The 22490-nt window shown below is 61.5% G+C and carries 16 protein-coding genes; 5 read left to right on the top strand and 11 right to left on the bottom strand.

The features are described from left to right. Positions 1–3: 3 nt before the first annotated feature. From ABV589_RS17945 to ABV589_RS17930, 4 genes are all read right to left on the bottom strand, one after another. Positions 4–918 carry a branched-chain amino acid ABC transporter permease gene (locus ABV589_RS17945; protein ID WP_027613532.1) on the bottom strand — a complete coding sequence of 305 codons (915 nt, stop codon included), beginning with the start codon at positions 916–918 and terminating at the stop codon, positions 4–6. A gap of 242 nt (positions 919–1160) precedes the next feature. Beyond that, a complete protein-coding gene (locus tag ABV589_RS17940) occupies positions 1161–2294 on the bottom strand; it encodes an ABC transporter substrate-binding protein (RefSeq protein WP_041065631.1) in 1134 nt (377 codons plus the stop codon). Positions 2295–2662: 368 nt separating this feature from the next. Further along, on the bottom strand, positions 2663–3946 hold the full coding sequence (locus ABV589_RS17935; protein WP_367082826.1) for an FAD-binding oxidoreductase: 1284 nt from the start codon (positions 3944–3946) through the stop codon (positions 2663–2665). Positions 3947–4089: 143 nt separating this feature from the next. After that, the gene (locus ABV589_RS17930) at positions 4090–5580 is read right to left on the bottom strand and encodes an aldehyde dehydrogenase family protein (RefSeq protein ID WP_367082824.1); all 1491 of its coding nucleotides are present in this window, start codon (positions 5578–5580) and stop codon (positions 4090–4092) included. Between the two features lie 165 nt (positions 5581–5745). On the opposite strand from ABV589_RS17930, the gene ABV589_RS17925 reads away from it, so the two are divergent. The 3 genes from ABV589_RS17925 to nadE all read left to right on the top strand — a co-directional run bounded on the left by ABV589_RS17925 (position 5746) and on the right by nadE (position 8968). Beyond that, the gene (locus ABV589_RS17925) at positions 5746–6648 is read left to right on the top strand and encodes a LysR family transcriptional regulator (protein WP_169842525.1); all 903 of its coding nucleotides are present in this window, start codon (positions 5746–5748) and stop codon (positions 6646–6648) included. A 264-nt stretch (positions 6649–6912) separates the two neighbouring features. Then, positions 6913–8136 carry a nicotinate phosphoribosyltransferase gene (gene pncB, locus ABV589_RS17920; protein WP_003221154.1) on the top strand — a complete coding sequence of 408 codons (1224 nt, stop codon included), beginning with the start codon at positions 6913–6915 and terminating at the stop codon, positions 8134–8136. 4 nt (positions 8137–8140) lie between these two features. Next, complete coding sequence (gene nadE, locus ABV589_RS17915; protein ID WP_367082822.1) at positions 8141–8968, top strand: ammonia-dependent NAD(+) synthetase; 828 nt, start codon at positions 8141–8143, stop codon at positions 8966–8968. 161 nt (positions 8969–9129) lie between these two features. Here nadE and azu read toward each other — a convergent pair whose 3' ends face one another. Continuing rightward, positions 9130–9576: an azurin gene (gene azu, locus ABV589_RS17910; RefSeq protein ID WP_367082820.1), complete on the bottom strand. Its 447-nt coding sequence runs from the start codon at positions 9574–9576 to the stop codon at positions 9130–9132. A 339-nt stretch (positions 9577–9915) separates the two neighbouring features. Here azu and ABV589_RS17905 point away from each other — a divergent pair, with 339 nt between their 5' ends. Together ABV589_RS17905 and ABV589_RS17900 are read left to right on the top strand one after the other, a co-directional pair. Further along, complete coding sequence (locus ABV589_RS17905; RefSeq protein ID WP_367082819.1) at positions 9916–10503, top strand: TIGR00730 family Rossman fold protein; 588 nt, start codon at positions 9916–9918, stop codon at positions 10501–10503. Between the two features lie 68 nt (positions 10504–10571). Further along, complete coding sequence (locus ABV589_RS17900; protein ID WP_007967464.1) at positions 10572–10757, top strand: hypothetical protein; 186 nt, start codon at positions 10572–10574, stop codon at positions 10755–10757. Between the two features lie 154 nt (positions 10758–10911). Here ABV589_RS17900 and ABV589_RS17895 read toward each other — a convergent pair whose 3' ends face one another. The 6 genes from ABV589_RS17895 to rplI all read right to left on the bottom strand — a co-directional run bounded on the left by ABV589_RS17895 (position 10912) and on the right by rplI (position 22488). After that, positions 10912–11802, bottom strand: coding sequence for a transglutaminase family protein (locus ABV589_RS17895; protein WP_367082817.1), 891 nt, complete (start codon positions 11800–11802; stop codon positions 10912–10914). After that, positions 11802–14288, bottom strand: a complete 2487-nt coding sequence (locus tag ABV589_RS17890; protein WP_367082816.1) for a circularly permuted type 2 ATP-grasp protein — start codon at positions 14286–14288, stop codon at positions 11802–11804. The genes ABV589_RS17895 and ABV589_RS17890 overlap by 1 nt, the downstream gene beginning before the upstream one ends. 88 nt (positions 14289–14376) lie before the next feature. Beyond that, positions 14377–17652 (bottom strand): transglutaminase family protein, encoded by a 3276-nt coding sequence (locus ABV589_RS17885; RefSeq protein ID WP_367082814.1) that lies wholly within the window; start codon positions 17650–17652, stop codon positions 14377–14379. A gap of 364 nt (positions 17653–18016) precedes the next feature. Further along, positions 18017–20320 (bottom strand): YgiQ family radical SAM protein, encoded by a 2304-nt coding sequence (locus ABV589_RS17880; RefSeq protein ID WP_115985407.1) that lies wholly within the window; start codon positions 20318–20320, stop codon positions 18017–18019. A 203-nt stretch (positions 20321–20523) separates the two neighbouring features. Then, positions 20524–21921, bottom strand: coding sequence for a replicative DNA helicase (gene dnaB, locus ABV589_RS17875; RefSeq protein ID WP_007967455.1), 1398 nt, complete (start codon positions 21919–21921; stop codon positions 20524–20526). 120 nt (positions 21922–22041) lie between these two features. After that, positions 22042–22488 (bottom strand): 50S ribosomal protein L9, encoded by a 447-nt coding sequence (gene rplI, locus ABV589_RS17870; protein WP_003221136.1) that lies wholly within the window; start codon positions 22486–22488, stop codon positions 22042–22044. Positions 22489–22490 lie beyond the last annotated feature (2 nt).

The raw sequence follows: 22490 nt of genomic DNA, 5'->3' as shown, positions 1-22490 counted from the left end.
CGCTTACACCTTCGACACAAGAGGACGGCCCAACAGGCCCTGAGGCCGGAAGACCAGAACAAGTACGAGCAGCGAGAAGCTGAACACGTCTTTGTAGTCGGAGTTGACCAGGCCCGAGAACAGCGACTCGGAGATCCCGAGAATGATCCCGCCGAGCATCGCGCCGGGCAGTGAGCCGATCCCGCCAAGCACGGCGGCGGTGAACGCCTTGATGCCGATGACGAAGCCTGCGTAGAAGTCGAACGTGCCGTAGTTCATGGTGATCAGCACGCCGGCCAGCGCCGCCATCGCTGCACCGATGATGAACACGTAGGAAATCACCCGGTCGGTGTTGATCCCGAGGATCGAAGCCATCTTGCGGTCTTGCTGGGTGGCGCGGCACATGCGGCCGAGCTTGGTGTACTTGATCACGTAGGTCAGCAGGCCCATGCCGACAAATGCGGCGACCAGAATGAAGATCTTGGTGTAGGTCAGTTGGACGAAACCGCTGCCAACGTCGATACGCCAGGCACCGGTGAGCAGCGTCGGAACACCCTGTTGGCGGGCGCCCTGGCTGATCTGGGCATAGTTTTGCAGGATCAGCGAGATACCGATGGCACTGATCAACGGTGCCAGTCGGGTGGAGTTGCGCAGAGGTTTGTAGGCGACGCGTTCGATTACCCAGCCATAAACGCCAGTGACGACGATGGTGAAGACCAGCGTGCCGAGCATCAACAGCGGGAAGGATTCGATACCGAAATAAGCCAGCAGAGCCAGACTGATTGCCGCGAGGTACGCGGAAATCATGTAAACCTCGCCGTGGGCGAAGTTGATCATGCCGATGATGCCGTAGACCATTGTGTAGCCGATGGCGATCAGGCCATAGACCGACCCGAGGGTCAGGCCGTTGACCAGTTGCTGCAGGAAAATACCATCCATAACGCAATCTCACGCAATGAGAACCTGCCCACCGGAGCGGGCGGTTCTTCTAGGAAAAATACAGATTTACGTCGGAGCAATGTCAGAGCGCGATCAGCCCATCCCCACCCAAGCTCCTGTGGGAGCTGGCTTGCCAGCGATAGCGGTGGATCAGCCAACCTGTGTGTCGACTGACCTGACGCCATCGCGGGCGGGCCCGCTCCCACAGGTATTGGTGGGGGTTAAGCGAATCGCGTCAGCCCTTACTTCTGTTTTTCCAGCTGATGGTATTTGCCGCTCGCGTCCCACTGGTAAACCACGTAGTCGGACACTTTCAGGTCACCCTTCTTGTCCCAGGCTTTCTCGCCCATGACGGTTTTCACCGGGTTGGCCTTGAGCCACTCGGCGGCTTTTTCGCCACTGTTGGACTTGGCGCCGTTGAAGGCGGCCGCCAGGGTCTGAACCGACGCGTAGGCGTACAGGGTGTAGCCCTCAGGCTCGGTGCCGGCCTTGCGGAACGCATCCACTACCGTCTTGCTGTCTGGCAGCAGGCGTGGGTCCGCGCCGAAGGTCATCAGCACGCCGTCAACGTATTGCGGGCCACCGGCGGTGGTCACCAGTTCGTCAGTGACGATGCCGTCATCAGACATGAACTTGACGTCTTTCAGGCCTTCGGTACGCAGTTGCTTGACCAGCGGGCCGGCTTCCGGGTGCAGGCCGCCGAAGTAGACCACGTCGGCACCGGCTGCACGAATCTTGGTGACCACGGCGCTGAAGTCTTTCTCGCCGCGGGTCAGGCCTTCATACAGCACCGGCTTCACGCCACGTTTTTCCAGTTGAGCCTTGGTCGCATCGGCCAGGCCCTGACCGTAGGTGTCCTTGTCGTGCAGCACGGCGACTTTCTTGCCCTTGAGCACGTCGACGATGTAATCGCCCGCGACGATGCCTTGCTGGTCATCACGCCCGCACATACGAAACATGGCGCTCAGGCCGCGCTCGGTCACCTGCGGGTTGGTGGAACCCGGGGTGATCGCGATAACGCCGGCTTCGTCGTAGATTTCCGAGGCTGGAATGGTGGAAGAGGAGCAGAAGTGCCCGACCACGCCGGCGACTTTCTGGTTGACCAGGTCCTTGGCGACTGTCACTGCCTGCTTCGGTTCGCAGGCGTCATCGCCCTTGACCAGTACGATTTTCTCGCCATTGACGCCGCCCGCCGCATTGACCGCGTCCGCCGCTGCCTGTGCACCCTTCATGTACTGCTCACCAAATGCCGCGTTGGCGCCAGTCATTGGACCCGCTACACCGATTTTCACATCAGCTTGAGCAAACGCAGAAACACCCAGCGCAGTAGCTACTGCGAGGGCCAGAAAGCCTTTCTTGTAAAACGTCTGGGACATGAGGTGGTGCTCCAAGGTTTTTTTTAGTTGGCACTGCGACTTCACTTCACTGAATGCTCTGAGCAAGCGCCGTGCCATCGGTTTTTTATTCTTCAAAAAGTCGCTGCTTTCTTGTTATTTCGACTGTTTCGTTCCCATTTTCATTGGGCGTGCAACCGTCTAAACCGCGGAAGGTGAAACCTTTTTAAACCTCAGGCGCAACCCGCTTGCGCCATCATTGCAACCGCGGCACCAAACGATGTGCAACCAGCCTGTAACAGCTCGCGTCACCGAACTGCACACTGCTGGTGCGGGACTGCTACAACCCGCACCATTACAGGCTAGTCGCTGCATCGAAAAGCGCCGCTTCCGGCAACATATTTCAACACTCAAATGACGATGCGCAGGCACTGGCCCGCGTGATACAGCGAGAACCCGGCCTCGTACAGGCAACTGCGCAGGCCGACACCGGCCAGGGGCTGCATCGGTGCGAAGGGGATCGGCAGGGCTTGAGGATTTCCGTTACACAGATAGTCGGCGAAGGCTTTGCCGACCACGGTGCCGGTGGTCACGCCACGACCGTTGTAACCGGTGACCGCCACCAGTCCGGGTGCCGGCTCGAACAGTCGCATCAAATGATCGGGGGTGAAGGCGATGCGCCCGGTCCAGGTGCATTCCCATTCCACCGGTTTCAGGTTGGGGAAGTAATGCTGCTGCACCCGGTCGGCCCAGGCCTTGAGGAACCACGTCGGCTTCTGGTTGCCGTTGCCCAGACTGCCGAGCAACAGGCGGCCGTCCTTGTCGCGACGGATGCTGCTCAGCACCTGCCGCGTGTCCCACGAGCCCTGCCCGCCGGGGAGGATTTCATGGGCGGCGTCTTCGGTCAGCGGCACCGAGGCGACCTGATAGTAGTAACCGGGGAAGAAGTTGCGCTTGAGTTCAGTCCAGTCGCCCTCGGTGTAAGCGTTGGAGGCGATCACCACTTGCTCGGCGAGCACCGAACCGTGCTCGGTCTGTACCGACCATTGCTGGCCCACGCGTTCGAGTCGGGTCACTGGCGAGTGATCGAACATCTGCCCGCCCAGGCCTTTCACCGCATTGGCCAGCCCGGTGACATAGGCCATCGGATTGAGCGTGCCGGCGCGGCGGTCGAGCAATGCGGCGGCGATCTTCTGTGTGCCGGTGGCTTGCTCGCAGGCCTTGCCGGTGAGCAACTCGACCGGCGCGCCGCGACGCTTCCATTGTTGCTCGCGACTGCGTAGATCCGCCTCGCCCTTGGCGTTGTGCGCCATGTGCAGGGTGCCTTCGCGGCGCAGCTGGCAATCGATGTTGTATTTATCCACAAGGCTGAACACCAGCGCCGGCGCCGCCCCGAGCATGCGGTTGAGCTGACTGCCGACGGCTTCGCCGAATCCGGCCTCGATCTCGTCCGGCGGGATCCACATGCCGGCGTTGACCAGCCCGACGTTGCGCCCGGAACCGCCATGCCCGGCACGATGCGCTTCGAGCACGCAGACGCTTTTGCCTTTTTCCAACAGATGCAGCGCCGCCGACAACCCGGTAAACCCGGCGCCGATCACGCAGACATCGACTTTGACCTCGCCCCGCAGCGCGGTGTTATCCGGGCGCTGGGGCGTGAGTTTTTCCCACAGACATTCTTCGCGTAACGGCATTGCCAGACTCCAACAGAAACCTAACCAATTGCGTTGTGGGCACTAAAAAGATCGCAGCCTTCGGCAGCTCCTACAAAACCGCAGCCAACCGCAGCCCTGTAGGAGCTGCCGAAGGCTGCGATCTTTTCAGCTTTTGCTCAATTTCAATCGAAGGTGATGCCCTGCGACAGCGGCAACTCCAGCGAGTAGTTCACTGTATTGGTCTGCCGGCGCATGTACGCGCGCCAAGCGTCGGAGCCCGATTCACGACCGCCACCGGTCTCCTTCTCGCCACCAAACGCGCCGCCGATTTCCGCGCCGCTCGGGCCGATGTTGACGTTGGCGATGCCGCAGTCGCTGCCAACCGCCGACATGAACTGCTCGGCCTCGCGCACGTCGGTAGTGAAGATGCACGACGACAGACCTTGCGGCACCGCGTTGTTCAGGCGCAGCGCTTCCTGGAAGTCGCTGTAGCCCACCACGTAGAGAATCGGGGCGAAGGTTTCGCTGCAGACCACATCACTCTGCTCCGGCATTTCGACGATGGCCGGCGACACGTAGTAGGCATTCGGGAATTGATCTTCCAGTTGGCGCTTGCCGCCAAACACCCGACCGCCCTCGCTCAGCGCCTGCTCCAGCGCGTCCTGCATGTTTTCGAAGCTGTGCTTGTCGATCAGCGGACCGACCAGATTGCCTTCCAGCGGATGGCCGATGCGCACTTTCGAATAGGCGGCTTTGAGGCGGGTGACGATTTCTTCCTTCACCGACTCATGAGCAATCAGTCGACGCAGGGTGGTGCAACGCTGCCCGGCAGTACCGACCGCACTGAACAGAATGGCGCGTACGGCCATGTCCAGATCGGCGCTCGGGCCGAGGATCATCGCGTTGTTGCCGCCCAGCTCCAGAATACTGCGGGCGAAACGTGCGGCGACTTTCGGCGCCACTTCGCGGCCCATGCGGGTGCTGCCGGTGGCGCTGATCAGCGCGACACGCGGATCATCCACCAGCGCTTCGCCAGCGTCACGGCCACCGATGATCACCTGGCACAGGTGCGCCGGCGCATCGCTGAAATTCTTCACCACACGATCGAACAGCGCCTGACAGGCCAGTGCGGTCAGCGGGGTTTTCTCCGACGGTTTCCACACCACCGGGTTGCCGCAGACCAACGCTAGCGTGGTGTTCCACGCCCACACTGCGACCGGGAAGTTGAACGCGCTGATCACGCCGACCACGCCCAGCGGATGCCAGGTTTCACGCATGTGGTGGCCCGGGCGCTCGGAGGCGATGGTCAAGCCGTACAGTTGACGCGACAGGCCGACGGCGAAGTCGCAGATGTCGATCATTTCCTGCACTTCACCGAGGCCTTCCTGAGTGATCTTGCCCGCTTCCCACGACACCAGCTCGCCGAGGTCAGCCTTGTATTCACGCAGCACTTCGCCGAACTGACGCACCAGCTCGCCGCGACGCGGGGCCGGCACCTTGCGCCACTGCTCGAACGCATGATCTGCGCGACTGATGTGCTGCTCGACTTCGGCCGGGCCTTCCCAGTTCACGGCGGCGATGCGGCTGCCGTCGATGGGCGAATGCACCGGCACTTTGCCGTTCTGGTACAGGGCCGGGTTCACACCAAGACGATCAAGCAATGCGGCAACCATGGGTCACTCCTCAAGCGGAAAACTGAATGTGTGCGGCCGAACGTTCACGACCGGGCAGGCCTTTAGTTGTAGCTTCCCGAGGGCAAGGCAACAAACGACCTTTACGCGAGATATCATTCCGTTTATTCATGCTGCGCACAGAAAGACAAGAAAAAGGGATCACCCATGCTGAACAAACGCCACTTGCCGTCGATCACTGCGCTGCAGTGCTTCGAAGCCGTGACCCGGCACCTGAGCTTCACCCGGGCCGCCGAAGAACTGAACCTGACCCAGAGCGCGGTCAGCAAACAGGTCGCGCAGCTTGAGGAACTGTTGCAGCACTTGTTGTTTCGCCGGGTGCGTCGGCGTTTGCAGATGACCCCGGCCGGGGATTTGTACCTGGTGGAAGTCCGAAAAATCCTCACGCAGGTGGAAATGTCCACGCATTACCTGCGTTCCTACGGCGGCGAGACCGAAGTCCTGCGCGTTTCCACGCCCTCGACCTTCGGCGCGCGCTGGCTGGTGCCCCGTCTGAAGGGCTGGCGCCTTCGCCATCCGTCGATCCATCTCGACTTGTGCAACGAGCAGGAAGCCGATGACCTGCTGCAGGGGCGCAGCGATCTGGCGTTCTATTTCGGCCAAGGCTCACGTCCCGGCACCGAATGCCTGAAGCTGTTCGGCGAAGAACTGGTGCCGGTCTGCGCGCCGGGCAGCCTGCCGGATCAGCCGTTCACCGACCCGACGCAACTGACCGATCTGGTGCTGCTGCAAAATGCCTCGCGCCCGCAGGCATGGCACGACTGGTTCGACAGTCAGGGCTATCACACCGAGCACAGCTACCACGGTCCACGTTTCGAAACCTTTTATATGTGCATCCGCGCCGCCCAGGTCGGCTGCGGCGTGGCGCTGCTGCCACGGTTTCTGGTGGAGGAGGAATTGGCCGACGGCAAACTGGTCATTCCCTGGCAGCATGCAATGCCCAGCTCCGACGCCTATTACCTGGCCTACCCGGAACATGCGGCGGAAGTGCCGAAAGTGCGGGATTTTGTGAAGTGGATGCTGGAGCAGATTGATAGCCCGGATGCGTAACCGAGGCACGTTTGCTATCTCTGTGGCGAGGGAGCTTGCTCCCGCTCGGCGGCGCAGCCGTCGTAAGGCGACAGACGCGTTGTAACTGACATTATCGGGGATATCGACATCGGGGCGGCTTCGCCACCCAGCGGGAGCAAGCTCCCTCGCCACAGTTGCCTTCATTCAGCGCAAAAATTGCTGGCAATCCCCACCATTGATATGCGCCACTAGCGTCATTGATTGATCCCGCGCAACCGCGCGGTGCACCTGGAGACCCCGTTTATGAGCGAGAGTGTATTTGCCGATCGCATCGTGCAGAACCTGCTCGACACCGACTTCTACAAACTGACGATGATGCAGGCGGTGCTGCACAACTACCCCAACGTCGAAGTCGAATGGGAGTTCCGTTGCCGTAACAGCGAGGATCTGCGGCCGTATCTGGCCGAGATTCGCTACCAGATCGAGCGCCTGGCCGAGCTGAGCCTGAGTGCCGACCAGTTGAGTTTTCTCGAGCGCATCACCTTCCTCAAGCCGGATTTCCTGCGCTTTCTCGGCCTGTTCCGCTTCAATTTGCGTTACTTGCACACTGGCATCGAGAACGGCGAACTGTTCATCCGTCTGCGCGGCCCGTGGCTGCATGTGATTCTCTACGAGGTGCCGCTGCTGGCGATCGTCAGCGAAGTGCGCAACCGCTATCGCTACCGGGAAATCGAACTGGTGCAGGCGCGGGAACAGCTGTATCGCAAGTTCGACTGGCTCAGCGCCAACGCTTCGGCCGACGAACTGGCGCAGTTGCAGGTCGCCGACTTCGGCACCCGCCGGCGCTTTTCGTATCGCGTGCAGGAAGAAGTGGTCAACGTGCTCAAGCACGATTTCCCCGGGCGCTTCGTCGGCACCAGCAACGTGCACCTGTCCCGGGAGCTGGACATGAAACCGCTGGGCACCATGGCCCATGAATGGATCATGGCCCACCAGCAACTCGGCCCACGGCTGATCGACAGCCAGATCGCCGCCCTCGACTGCTGGGTGCGCGAGTACCGTGGTCTGCTCGGGATCGCTCTCACCGACTGCATCACCACCGACGCCTTCCTCGGCGATTTCGATCTGTTTTTCGCCAAGCTCTTCGATGGCCTGCGCCACGATTCCGGGGATCCGGTGCAGTGGGGCGAAAAATGCATCGCCCACTACCACAAGCTTGGCATCGACCCGATGAGCAAGACCCTGGTGTTCTCCGACAGCCTGACCCTGCCCAAGTCGCTGGAGATCTTCCGCGCGCTGCACGGACGAATCAACGTCAGCTTTGGCATCGGTACCAACCTGACCTGTGACATTCCGGGTGTCGAACCGATGAGCATCGTGCTTAAAATGACCGCCTGCAACGGCCAGCCGGTGGCGAAGATCTCCGACGAGCCCGGCAAGACCCACTGCAAAGACCCGAATTTCGTCGCCTATTTGCGACACGTGTTCCAGGTTCCTGCCGATTCCAGTCTATCTAGCAAGGAGTGAATTCATGCAAGCCGTACAGCGTGAGATTGCTGAACAGCTCAAGGTGCAACCGCCATTCGCCGGGCATCAGGCCCTCGAAGCGGAAGTCGCCCGGCGCATCACCTTTATCCAGGATTGCCTGGTCAATTCCGGGCTCAAGACCCTGGTGCTGGGCATCAGCGGCGGCGTCGATTCGCTGACCGCCGGCCTGCTGGCCCAGCGCGCCATGCGTGAACTGCGCGAGCGCACCGGCGACAGCAGCTACAAGTTCATCGCCGTGCGCCTGCCGTACGAAACCCAGTTCGATGAACACGACGCCCAGGCTTCGGTGGATTTCATCGCCCCGGACGAACGCCACACCGTGAACATCGGCCCGGCGGTCAAATCGCTGGCCAGTGAAGTGGCGGCGTTCGAAGGCAAACATGCGGTGTCGGTGGATTTCGTGCTCGGCAACACCAAGGCGCGGATGCGCATGGTCGCCCAGTACACCATCGCCGGCGCGGCGCACGGTTTGGTGATCGGCACCGACCACGCGGCGGAAGCGGTGATGGGCTTCTTCACCAAGTTCGGTGACGGCGCCTGCGACCTGGCCCCGCTCAGCGGTCTGGTGAAAAACCAGGTCCGGGCGATCGCCCGCAGCTTCGGCGCACCGGAATCGCTGGTGGAAAAAGTGCCGACCGCGGATCTGGAAGACCTGTCGCCGGGCAAACCGGACGAAGCCTCCCATGGCGTAACCTACGCCGAGATCGACGCCTTCCTGCACGGCGAGCCGGTGCGTCAGGAAGCGTTCGACATCATCGTCAATACGTACAACAAGACTCATCACAAGCGTGTGATGCCGTTTGCCCCGTAAGTTGAAAGCCCCTGTAGGAGCTGTCGAGTGAAACGAGGCTGCGATCTTTTGATCTTCAAAAACAACATCAAAAGATCGTCCGATCGCGGCCCGAGCCTGCGGCAGCTCCTACAGAAACGAAAAAAGCGTCCCGAGGGACGCTTTTTTTATGCCTGCAGCCATTACTTCACAGCAATGGTGCCTTTCATCATCGAGATGTGGCCCGGGAAGGAGCAGAAGAAGCCGTAATCGGTACCTGCGGCCAACTTCGATACGTCGATGGTCAGCGTGTCTTTTTCGCCAGCGCCGATGATCTTGGTGTGAGCGATAACGCGCTCGTCGCCGTCTTTCAGGTAGTTCTTGTCGATGCCCGCGGCCAGGCCGTCGGTGGCGATCGCCTGCATGTCAGCGGTTTTGCTGATCACCAGGTTATGGCCCATGACGTTCTTCGGCAGGTTGCCGGAGTGAGTCAGTTCGACGGTGAAGGTCTTGCAGCTCTTGTCGATTTCGATGGCTTTGGTGTTGAAGGACATCTGATCGGTGGAATCTACGGTGGTTTTGCACTCGGCAGCCATCAATTGGCTGCTGGCCAGAGCCAGCAGGGATACCGCAACAACTTTGGAAAACATGGTGAATCTCCAAGGCAGGGTTAACAAAAACACTAATGGTGGAAAGACTGCCTGAAATCTTCGCAAGTTCCTATGACTTGAGTCAAAAATTGTATACAACTTTCAGGCTATGGCACTCATCGAAACAATCTACCGGCCAGATTCCCTGGCCGGGCCTATGATCGGCGCATCTACTGAACGGAGTGCCTGTCATGTTCTTTAACGGTCTGTTGTGCAGTTTGCTCGCCGCCTATGCCTGTGGCGCCAGCGGTACCTTTGAATCGCCAGAACGCGAAGCTTAGCCCTTGGATCGAGGCGTGCCAGCCATTACCCTGTGACGGATTGACCCAGGAGGAAGGCATGTCTCTCACATCCGTTTGTGTATTTTGCGGTGCCAACGCCGGCACTGACCCGGCTTACACCGAAGCCGCCCTAGCCCTTGGCCGGGCTCTCGCCGAGCGCCGGCTGACGCTGGTTTACGGCGGTGGTGCCGTGGGATTGATGGGCCTTGTCGCCGACGCCGCACTGGCCGCTGGCGGCGAAGTGATCGGGATCATTCCGCAAAGCCTGATGGACAAGGAGATCGGCCACAAAAGCCTGAGCCGTCTCGAAGTCGTCGATGGCATGCACGCGCGCAAGGCACGCATGGCCGAGCTGAGCGATGCGTTCATTGCGTTGCCCGGCGGTCTTGGCACGCTGGAAGAGCTGTTCGAAGTCTGGACCTGGGGCCAGCTCGGCTACCACGGCAAGCCGCTGGGGTTGCTGGAAGTGAACGGTTTTTACAGCAAACTCACTGCATTTCTCGACCATATCGTCGGCGAAGGCTTCGTTCGCGCGCCACACCGTGACATGCTGCAAGTGAGCGAATCGCCACAAATCCTGCTCGACGCCCTGGACCAGTGGCAGCCGACCGTCACGCCCAAGTGGGTCGACCAAAAACCTGGCTAACCGCCGGGCACCGATACAGGGCAGAATACGCGCCGCTCAACCTCACCTTCGACCCCAGAGGATCGCCCATGGCCAAACCCAATTACTCCTTCGCCAAACGTCAACGAGACCTGGAAAAGGAAAAGAAGAAAGAGGAAAAGCTTCAGCGCAAGAAACAGCAGGCTGAAGAAGCGGCACTGAACCCTGACGGGGAAGTGGCGACTGACGACGATGTTGATGTTGATGCACCGAAAGACCAGGCGCCTGACGCCTGAGCTGATTGCTGATTCGCTCCCTGCGGGAGCGATCTGTGGTGAGGGAGCTTGCTCCCGCTGGGTTGCGCAGCGACCTCAAATTGTTTTGCGACTGCTTCGCAGTCGAGCGGGAGCAAGCTCCCTCGCCACATTGGCTCCCGCCAGTGAAATTTCCTTATTCCAATGGCATCACCGTGACCCGCACTTCCGGATCATGCGAACCGCCCCCCAGAATCACCCCACGCAACGGCGACACATCGGAAAAATCCCGGCCCCACGCCAGGGTGATGTGCTCCAGCGCCGGCTGCACATTGTTGGTCGGATCGAAATCCACCCAGCCCAGCACCGGACAAAACACTGACACCCAGGCATGCGACGCATCGGCGCCGATCAGGCGTGGCTGCCCCGGTGGCGGCTGGGTCAGCAGATAGCCACTGATGTAGCGCGCCGCCAGCCCCCGTGAACGCACGCAAGCGAGCATCAAATGCGCGAAGTCCTGACACACGCCGCGCCGGCGCTCCAGCACCTCGACCAGCGGCGTCGCCACCTGCGTCGCCTCGGCATCGAAGGTAAACTCGCTGAAGATCTTCTGCATCAAGGCCTGCACGCCCAGCAGCAACGGGCGGCCCGGCGGAAAACAGCTCTCGGAAAACTCGACGAAGCTGCGTTTCAAATGCACATAGGGTGACTGAAACCGATAGCGACAAGCCTCAAGCGTCTCGGCGGACAACGGCTGGCTGCTGTAGGTCAGCGCATTGCGCGTCTGCTCCCACGCTGGGGACAGACTGAAATCCGCCAGTGGCCGCGCCAGCACCTCGACCGTGAGCCTGGCGTTGACCTGCAATTCATCATGCGGGCGCTCGAAGGCCAGACGAGTCAGCGGATTGCCGAACACATCCAGCTCATCCCGCCGCGTCGTCGGCTGCGGGCTGATCAGCAATTGCTGCTCGGTGCAGCGCTGCCATGTGCATTCACGGGGCCACAGGTGCGCCAATTGCTGTGCCAGCGACACCGGGCTGTCGTAGTGGTAACAGGTGTCGTGAAAGATCTGGTAATGCGAGCTCATCAGACGGACACCGTGCGCTGGCTGACATCATCGACATGGGCAAAGTGGCGCAGCGCCAGACGATCCGAGACCTGCCCGCTGGCCTCGGCAATCTCTTGCAGCAGATCCGCCAGACCATCGAGCGCAGCACGCACGCTGTTCTCCCCGAACAGCGGGTTCTCCAGACAGCCCAGATCAAACCGCGCCAGACGCTCGACCAATTGCGGAAACCCCGCCTCGCGAGGCACGCCGAAATCATCATTCAATCGCTTGAGCGTGCGGGTCACCAGTTTCAACTGAAACAGCACCGCGTGCGGGTTCTGCTCATCCAGCAGCAACAGATCGAGCACCGGAATCAACTGCGCCACCGCCAGATACCGCGAACGGTAGGTGATGCTGCTGTTGCCCAACTCCAGCAGCCATTCCAGCCCCGCTTGATCGAACGCCCCGGCGCCGCGCAGAAACGCTGCAAGACTGCTGCTGAGAAACTGCAACCGCTCGATGCGCCGGCCGATCATCAGAAAGCGCCAGCCCTCGTCGCGAGTCATGTCGTCGAGCGCGAAACCCGAGAGCGCCGCCAGCGACATCACCAGCCGATTGAGGAAATCCAGCAACTCGCCGAAGTCCGGCTCTTCGGTGTCCAGTTCCAGCGCCTCGCGCTGCAACTCGACCAACGCCTGCCAGTTCTCCCGCGAAAGCTTGCCGCGCACCTGCGAGGCCGCCCACTGCAGGCGCTGCAGGTTGGAGCGCAGGCTGAACGACCAGTCCTCGCCGAGCAGCGCCGCCAGCAGCCGCTCCGGCAACTCGCCCTCCTCCGGCAGCAAATTCAGCCGCTCGCCCAGCTCCACGGCGGCCTGCAAGGCTTGCGGGTCATCGCCATCGACATACCGCGCAAGCATGATCCGCAGCAGTCGCGCACTGTCGTCGCAACGCTCGCAGTAACGGCCGAACCAGAACAGGTTCTCCACCACCCGCGAGGGCAGGTACGGATCGCGGCGCACCAGATCGTGCAAGCCGACATTGCGCTGGGTTTTCCATTGCTCGCCACTCGGCGCACGCTCGCCCAACACCCAGGTGTCCTTGCTCGCCCCGCCGCGCTGCATCGACACCACTTCCGCATCGGCCTCGGCGGCGACCCGGGTCAGTCCACCGGGCAATACGCGATAACCGTCACCACTGGCCACCGCGTACACGCGCATGCCGATCGCTCGCGGTTGCAGTTGGCCGTCTTCAGCCTGCCAGACTGGCGCCTGGGACAGCTGCGCCAGTTCTTGTGCGACATAGGCGTATGGCCGCGCCTGCATCCGCTCGGCGAGCGCCTGACGCTGTTGTTCGCTCAGATCGCGGCCGAACACCGGGGCGAAGCTTTGTGAGGGGAACGCCGGTTTGATCAGCAGCTCCGGAAGCTTTTCCAGCGCTTGCGCCAATACCGGCGCCTCGCCGCACCACCAGGTGGCGATGGACGGCAGCAGCAGTTCTTCGCCGAACAGGTACTGATTGATCTTCGGCAAAAATCCGAGCAATCCCGGCGACTCCAGCACGCCGCTGCCCAAGGCATTGGCCACCAGCACCCGACCCTGACGCACCGCTTCCAGCAAGCCGGGCACACCGAGTGCCGAGTCGGTGCGCAACTCCAGCGGATCGCAGAAGTCATCGTCGAGCCGGCGCATGATCGCGTGCACCCGGCGCAGGCCGCTGAGGGTTTTCAGGTACACCGTGGCGTCGCGCACCGTCAGGTCCCCGCCCTCCACCAGTGGATAACCGAGCTGGCGCGCCAGATACAAATGTTCGAAATAGCTTTCGTTGAAGCGCCCCGGCGTCAGCAACACCACCAGTGGCGCATCATCGTCACACGGCGCCTGACGCGCGAGGGTTTCCTGCAGGGTGCGGAAGAATCCGGCCAGATGCTGCACTTTAAGATCGCGGTACAGCTCGGGAAACGCCCGCGAAACAATGGTGCGGTTTTCCAGCGCATAACCCGCCCCCGACGGAGCCTGGGTACGATCGGCCGTGACCCACCAGCGCCCGTCCGGCGCCCGCGCCAGATCCACGGCGTACAGATGCAGAAAGGCGTCTTCGGGTGGCGCGATGCCCTGACAAGGCCAGAGAAAATTGTTGTGGCCGAACACCAGCTCCGCCGGCAACAGCCCTTCGCTGATCAGCCGCTGCGGCCCGTACAGATCGGCCAGTACCGCGTTGAGCAGGCGTGCTCGCTGGGCAATTCCCACCGACATTTGCTGCCACTCATCAGCAGCAATCACGTGCGGCAGCAGGTCCAGTTCCCACGGACGGTCAGCGCCCTTGGGATCGGCATAGACGTTGTAGGTCACGCCGTTTTCCTGAATCTGCCGGGCCAGCAACGCCTGCCGCTGCACCAGTTGCGCCGGGGTGCTGCGCTGCAATTGATCGAACAGCCGCCGCCAGTGCGGGCGCACTTCCCCGCTGTCGTTCAGCAGTTCGTGATAAGTGCCCGCCGTCAGCGGGTAGCGGTCTAGCAGGTCAGGCATGGAAAGCTCGGCAGACAGCAGGGAACGGTCAGACTAACGCAGGCACATGACGTGCGGATATACGAAAAATCCGCATGTCGTGCAGGACTTAGAAACGTCGCAAATCGAGCGTCATCGGCAGCTCGTCGGAGATTGTCAGGTTCGGTATCGGAAGTTTCCCCGGCGTGTGTCCGATGCGGAAAAACCGCGCCATGCGCCGGCTCTCAGCTTCGTTGGCATTGACCGGTAGCGTCTCGTAATTGCGCCCGCCCGGGTGTGCAACGTGGTACTGGCAACCGCCCAGCGAACGCTGCATCCAGGTGTCGAGCAGGTCGAACACCAGCGGCGCATGCACCGGGATGGTCGGTTGCAGGCAGTTGGCCGGTTGCCAGGCCCGAAAGCGCACGCCGGCGACGAACTCACCGATGCGCCCGGTCGGTTGCAGCGGCAGCGGAATGCCGTTGCAGGTCAGCAGATACCGCTGCGGCGGCAAGCCGCTGAGCTTTATCTGCAAACGCTCCAGCGACGAATCGACATAACGCACCGTGCCACCCGCCGTACCCTCCTCGCCCAGCACATGCCAAGGTTCCAGCGCCTGGCGCAGCTCCATCTCGATGCCGCTGACCGCGTAATCGCCGACCTTGGGAAAACGGAACTGCAGATGCGCAGCGAACCACTCGGCGCGCAATGGATAACCGGCGCTGTTCAGTTCGACGATGACGTCGGCGAAATCCTGCTCGATAAAGTGCGGCAGCATGAAGCGATCGTGCAGCTCGGTGCCCCAGCGCGCCAGTTTCGGCGGCGCATAGGGCTCGCGCCAGAAGCGTGCGACCAGCGCGCGCAGCAACAACTGCTGAGCCAGGCTCATCCGCGCATGCGGCGGCATTTCGAAGGCGCGCAGCTCCAGCAGGCCGAGACGCCCGGTGGCGCCATCCGGCGAATACAGTTTGTCGATGCAGAACTCGGCGCGGTGAGTGTTGCCGGTGACGTCAATCAGCAGATTGCGCAGCAGGCGATCCACCAGCCACGGTGCGCACGCTTCGCCCGGTTCAGGCATCTGCGCGAAGGCGATTTCCAGTTCGTACAGGGCGTCGTTGCGCGCTTCATCGACCCGCGGCGCCTGCGAGGTCGGGCCGATGAACAAGCCGGAAAACAGATAGGACAGCGACGGGTGGTTGTGCCAGTAGCTGATCAGACTCCGCAGCAGGTCCGGGCGGCGCAGAAACGGTGAGTCCGCCGGGGTCGCGCCACCGAGGACGAAATGATTACCGCCGCCGGTGCCGGTGTGGCGTCCGTCGATCATGAATTTCTCGGTGGTCAGCCGCGTCTGTCGCGCCTGTTCATAGAGAAACTCGGTGCGCTCGACCAGTTCGTCCCAAGTTGCGGACGGCTGCACGTTGACCTCGATCACGCCCGGATCCGGGGTGATGCGGAAATTGCTCAGGCGCGGATCACTCGGCGGCTCGTAACCTTCCAGCAGCACCGGGCAATGCAGCTCTTCGGCGGTGGCTTCAATGGCCGCCACCAGCTCCAGATAGTCTTCGACCCGCTCCAGCGGCGGCATGAACAGATACAGACGCCCATCGCGCGCTTCGGCGCAGAAGGCGGTGCGAGTCAGCCAGTCGGCGGACTCGTCGATTGTCGGCGCACGTTCGGCGGCAGTGGCGGGTTCGGCATGGCTGTTGAGCTGGGTGGTGTCCGGCAGCTCGGGGAAGTCCTGATTCGGATCGTTGGGATGAATAAACGGATACTCGGCGGCCTTCACCCACGGCTGCGAACCGAGCGGCAGGCGATAGCCCAGCGGCGAATCCCCCGGCACCAGCCGGCAATGCTCGTCGCGCAGATACCAGCGCCCGCTCTGCCATTGATCACCCTTGGCGGTGCGCGCCAGCGGCAGCACCTGGCCGATCACTTTATCCAGGCCCTGAGCGAAGACCTTGCGCAGACGCGCACGCTCCAGCGGTTCATCAAGACGCGAGTCTTCGGCGCTGACGTTGCTCGGCAGCGCGCCCTCACGCCAGAGGTAATAGAAATTGTCTTCGTAGGCCGGAAACACGAAGCGTGCCGGCAGTTTCAGGCGTTCAGCGACGCTCGCCAGAAAACGCCCGGCCAGTTCGCCATCGGCGCCGTAGTCCTGCTGCTCATCGGCGATCAGCGCGTTGTTGTGCCAGATCGGCACGCCGTCGCGGCGCCAATAGCAGTTGAGCGACCAGCGCGGCAATGGCTCGCCGGGATACCACTTGCCCTGACCGAAATGCACCAGACCTTTCGGCGCATAGTGCTGGCGCATGCGCTGGAACAGTTCGGCGGACAGTCGGCGCTTGTCCGGCCCCAACGCGGCAGTGTTCCATTCGGCGCCGTCCGGATCGTCAATGGAAACGAAGGTCGGCTCGCCGCCCATGGTCAGGCGCACATCACCTTGCAGCAGGTCGGCATCGATCTGCCGGCCCAACGCCTGAATCGCCAGCCATTGCTCAACGGTGTAGGGCTTGGTCACCCGTGGCGCTTCCCAGATCCGCTCCACCGACATTTCGTGGCTGAACTGGCATTCGCACGGCTCGACCTGGCCACTGATCGGCGCGGCCGAAGACGGATCGGGACTGCAGGCCAGCGGGATATGCCCTTCACCGGCGAACAGCCCGGACGTGGCATCCAGACCGATCCAGCCAGCACCGGGCAAGTACACCTCGCACCAGGCATGCAGGTCGGTGAAATCCACCTCGGTACCGGATGGGCCGTCGAGACTCTTCACATCAGCGGTCAGTTGAATCAGGTAGCCAGAGACAAACCGCGCGGCCAACCCGAGGTTACGCAGCAGTTGCACCAGCAGCCACGCCGAGTCGCGACAGGAGCCGGACGCATGTTCGAGGGTATGTTCCGGAGTCTGCACGCCCGGTTCCATGCGAATCAGGTAACGGATGTCTTCGCTGAGGCGCTGGTTGAGCATCACCAGGAAATCCACGGCGGGCAGTGGCGTGCGGTCGATCCCGTCCAGATAGGCTTTGAATGCCGGGGTCAGCGGCAGGGTTTCGAGGTACGGCGCCAGCTCCTTGCGCTCATCGGCGGCGTAGGTGAAGGGGATTTTCTCGGCGTAGGGTTCGAGGAAGAAGTCGAACGGATTGAACACCGCCATCTCGGCCAGCAGGTCGACTTCGATGCGCAACTCGTCGGTTTTCTCGGGGAATACCAGACGCGCGAGGTAGTTGCCCTGCGGGTCTTGCTGCCAGTTGATGAAATGCTGCTCGGGCGAGACTTTCAACGCATAGGAGAGAATCCGCGTACGGCTATGGGCGGCCGGGCGCAGGCGAACGATCTGCGGGCCGAGTTCGACAGCGCGGTCGTAGCGGTAATGCGTGACGTGATGCAATGCGACATGAATCGACACGGCGTGCCTCCTGCGAGCCTAAGCGTATTCGAAAGCGCGCAAGACTTATGCCATGCAGGGGCTTGGGCGCTTTCCCGGAATGCTCAGGGCAGTACAGCACCAAAATCGGGCGATGCGGGGAAATGGTTCGAGGAAGTTGCGCCTAAATGTGGCGGGCAGTGATTGATGAGGTGATTGATCTGGCCCCATCGCTGGCAAGCCAGCTCCCACAAGGTTCCTCGGTGGCCACAGTTTTGTGAGCGACAGATAAACCTGTGGGAGCTGGCTTGCCAGCGATGAGGGCAGTGACTTCAGCAAATTTCCTGACACCTGAAATGCAAAACGCCAACCCGAAGGTTGGCGTTCTGTTGAAACAAAAAGCGGTTTAGCGCGGAACGACCGGCTTGCGAGCCGGTTTCGGCCCCTTGCCCTTGGCTGCTTCCTTGCGCTCCTTGGCCGCCTGCTGGTTGCGGGCAAACGCCGCAGCCTTGGCTTGTTCACGCTTGTCCCAAGGATTGCCACCGTCGCTGGCACGCGGTGGCAGGCCGGTGTGCTGGGTGAGAATCTTGGTGGTCTTCTCTTTCGCGACCTTGTGGCTGCCGGCCGGCGTCGAGTTCTTGCGACGGGCGCTCTGGTAGCTGTCGGTGGCCGGTTGATGCAGCGGAATCAACTGATCCTTGCCCGGACCGATCAGATCACCACGACCCATGCGGATCAACGCTTCACGCAGCATCGGCCAGCCTTTCGGATCGTGATAACGCAGGAACGCCTTGTGCAGGCGGCGCTGCTCTTCGCTCTTGACGATGGTCACGCCGTCGCTCTTGTAGGTGACCTTGCGCAGCGGGTTCTTGCCCGAGTGGTACATCGCGGTGGCGGTGGCCATCGGCGACGGGTAGAACGCCTGCACCTGGTCGGCACGGAAGCCGTTGCCCTTGAGCCACAGCGCCAGGTTCATCATGTCTTCGTCGGTGGTGCCCGGATGCGCGGCGATGAAGTACGGGATCAGGTACTGCTCTTTGCCTGCTTCCTTGGTGTACTTCTCGAACATGCGCTTGAACTTGTCATAGCTGCCAATGCCCGGTTTCATCATCTGGTTGAGCGGACCTTCCTCGGTATGTTCCGGGGCGATCTTCAGGTACCCGCCGACGTGGTGGGTCACCAGTTCTTTGACGTACTCCGGCGACTCGACCGCGAGGTCGTAACGCAGGCCGGAGGCGATCAGAATCTTCTTCACACCCGGCAAGGCACGGGCGCTGCGGTACAGCTGAATCAGCGACGAGTGGTCGGTGTTCAGGTTCGGGCAGATGCCGGGGAACACGCAGGACGGCTTGCGGCACGCGGACTCGATTTCCGGGCTCTTGCAGGCGATGCGGTACATGTTCGCGGTCGGGCCGCCGAGGTCGGAGATGACGCCGGTGAAGCCCGGGACCTTGTCGCGGATCTCTTCGATTTCGCGAATGATCGATTCTTCGGAACGGTTCTGGATGATCCGGCCTTCGTGCTCGGTGATCGAGCAGAAGGTGCAGCCGCCGAAGCAGCCACGCATGATGTTCACCGAGAAACGGATCATGTCGTAGGCCGGGATCTTTTCCTTGCCGTACGCCGGGTGCGGAACCCGTGCGTAAGGCATGCCGAACACGTAGTCCATTTCTTCAGTGGTCATCGGAATCGGCGGCGGATTGAACCAGACGTCGATCTCGCCATGCTTCTGCACCAGCGCGCGGGCGTTGCCCGGGTTGGTTTCCAGGTGCAGCACGCGGTTGGCGTGGGCGTACAGGACCGGATCGTTACGCACCTTTTCCATCGACGGCAAGCGGATCACGGTCTTGTCGCGGGTCATGCGCGGGCTGGCCAGGATCTGTACGACCTTGGCTTCCTCGGGATCATCCACCGGCCCCTTCTCTTGCTCGATGGCGCAGGCCTGGGTGTCCTGAGTGTTTACGTACGGGTTGATGATCTTGTCGACCTTGCCCGGACGGTCGATGCGCGTGGAATCGACTTCGTACCAGCCCTGCGGCGTGTCACGACGGATGAACGCGGTGCCGCGCACGTCGGTGATGTCTTCGATCTTGTGCCCGTAGGAAAGGCGCTGGGCCACTTCGACAATGGCGCGCTCGGCGTTGCCGTACAGCAGAATATCGGCGCTGGCGTCGATCAGGATCGAGTTGCGCACGCGATCCTGCCAGTAGTCGTAGTGGGCGATGCGGCGCAGCGAAGCTTCGATGCCGCCGAGGACGATCGGCACATGTTTGTAAGCTTCCTTGCAGCGCTGGCTGTAGACCAGGCTCGCGCGATCCGGACGTTTGCCCGCCATGCCACCCGGGGTGTAGGCGTCGTCGGAGCGGATTTTCTTGTCCGCGGTGTAGCGGTTGATCATCGAGTCCATGTTGCCGGCCGCGACGCCGAAGAACAGGTTCGGCTCGCCGAGCTTCATGAAGTCGTCTTTGGACTGCCAGTTCGGCTGGGCGATGATCCCGACGCGGAAGCCCTGGGACTCCAGCAGCCGGCCGATGATCGCCATGCCGAACGACGGGTGATCGACGTAGGCATCACCGGTGACGATAATGATGTCGCAGGAATCCCAGCCGAGCTGATCCATCTCCTCCCTGCTCATCGGCAGGAACGGCGCTGGCCCGAAACATTCGGCCCAGTACTTTGGATAGTCAAATAACGGCTTGGCTGCTTGCATGTCGATAACCGGTGTTGGCTTTCATTGAATTTCGCGGGCGCGGAATATAGCACAAATTTTGACCAATTCCGACGACTGTGGTCGGAAATTGTGCTTTACCTGTGGCGAGGGAGCTTGCTCCCGATCGGCTGCGCAGCAGTCGAATTCTGGCGGCGGCTGCGCAACCCGGCGGGAACAAGCGCCCTCGCCACAAGTGCTCGACGTTACTCGTCGTCGTCGAAGTTGTAACTGCCCGGCGCGAGGTTTTCGAAGCGGGTGTACTTACCGATAAAAGCCAGGCGGATAAAGCCGATCGGGCCGTTCCGCTGCTTGCCGATGATGATTTCGGCGATGCCCTTGTGCTCGGTTTCCGGGTGATACACCTCGTCCCGGTACACGAACATGATGACGTCGGCGTCCTGCTCGATCGCTCCGGATTCCCGCAAGTCGGAGTTCACCGGACGCTTGTTGGGACGTTGTTCCAGGGAACGGTTGAGCTGCGACAGCGCCACCACCGGGCAGTTGAATTCCTTGGCCAGGGCTTTGAGGGATCGCGAGATCTCGGAAATCTCGTTGGTCCGGTTGTCACCGCTGGAACCCGGAATCTGCATCAACTGCAGGTAGTCGATCATGATCAGGCCGATGTCGCCGTGCTCGCGCACCAGCCGCCGGGTCCGCGCACGCATTTCCGACGGGCTGATACCGGCGGTATCGTCAATGAACAGCTTGCGATCGTTGAGCAGGTTGACCGCCGAGGTCAGGCGCGGCCAGTCGTCGTCTTCAAGCTGACCGGAACGCACTTTGGTCTGGTCGATACGGCCCAGGGACGAAAGCATACGCATGATCAGCGATTCGCCTGGCATCTCGAGGGAATACACCAGCACCGCCTTGTCGCTGCGCAGTACGGCGTTTTCCACCAGGTTCATGGCGAAGGTGGTTTTACCCATCGACGGACGGCCGGCGACGATGATCAGGTCGGACGGCTGCAAGCCACTGGTCTTCTCATCGAGGTCGGTATATCCGGTGGAAAGACCGGTAATCGCGTCGGCAGTGTTGAACAGGGTGTCGATGCGGTCGATGGCCTTGGTCAGCAGGTCATTCACGCCCACCGGGCCGCCGGTTTTTGGCCGGGCCTCGGCAATCGCGAAGATCTGCCGCTCGGCTTCGTCGAGGATTTCCTCGGCGGTGCGACCTTCGGGGTTGAAGGCGCTGTCGGCAATTTCAGTGCTGATACCGATCAACTGGCGCAACGTCGCCCGCTGGCGAACGATCTGCGCATAGGCCTTGATGTTGGCGACGGACGGCGTGTTTTTCGCCAGCTCGCCGAGGTAACCGAGGCCGCCGACCTGGGACGTCTGACCTTCCTTGTCCAATTGTTCGGCAAGGGTCACGACGTCGATCGGCATGTTCTGATCGGCCAGTTTGGCGATCGCACGGAAGATCAGACGGTGGTCATGTCGGTAGAAATCGCCGTCGGAGACTTGATCGAGCACGCGTTCCCAGGCGTTGTTGTCCAGCATCAGACCACCGAGTACGGCCTGTTCGGCCTCGATGGAATGCGGCGGCACTTTCAGCGCGGCGGTTTGCAGATCGTATTGCTCGGGAGCGGTGATTTCGTTCATGGCCACTTGGAGTCAGGTTTGAAAACGGGATTACCAGAAAGACAAAGGGCACGACCTGTAAACAGGATCGTGCCCGATGTTACCGGCAAGCACCCGAGGGTGCCAGCCGACAAGTATTGCTTAAGCTGCTACCACGACAACGCGTACGGTGGCTTCAACTTCGGCGTGCAGGTGCACAGCCACGTCGAATTCACCCACGTTGCGGATGGTGCCGTTCGGCAGACGAACTTCGCTCTTCTGCACTTCAACGCCGGAAGCGGTCAGTGCGTCAGCGATGTCGTGAGTACCGATCGAACCGAACAGCTTGCCTTCGTCGCCAGCGGTGGCAGTGATGGTCACTTCCAGCTCGGCCAGTTGGGCAGCACGGCTTTCAGCCGATGCTTTACGGTCTGCGGCAGCTTTTTCCAGCTCGGCACGACGCTCTTCGAACGCAGCCAGGTTGGCAGCGGTCGCAGCGGTAGCTTTGCCGAAAGGCAGCAGGTAGTTACGGCCGTAACCGGCCTTAACGTTTACTTTGTCGCCCAGGTTGCCCAGGTTGGCGATTTTTTCCAGAAGGATCAGTTGCATGT

Source organism: Pseudomonas sp. HOU2, assembly GCF_040729435.1.
Lineage (GTDB): Bacteria > Pseudomonadota > Gammaproteobacteria > Pseudomonadales > Pseudomonadaceae > Aquipseudomonas.
This window is presented reverse-complemented; position numbering and strand designations above follow the sequence as displayed.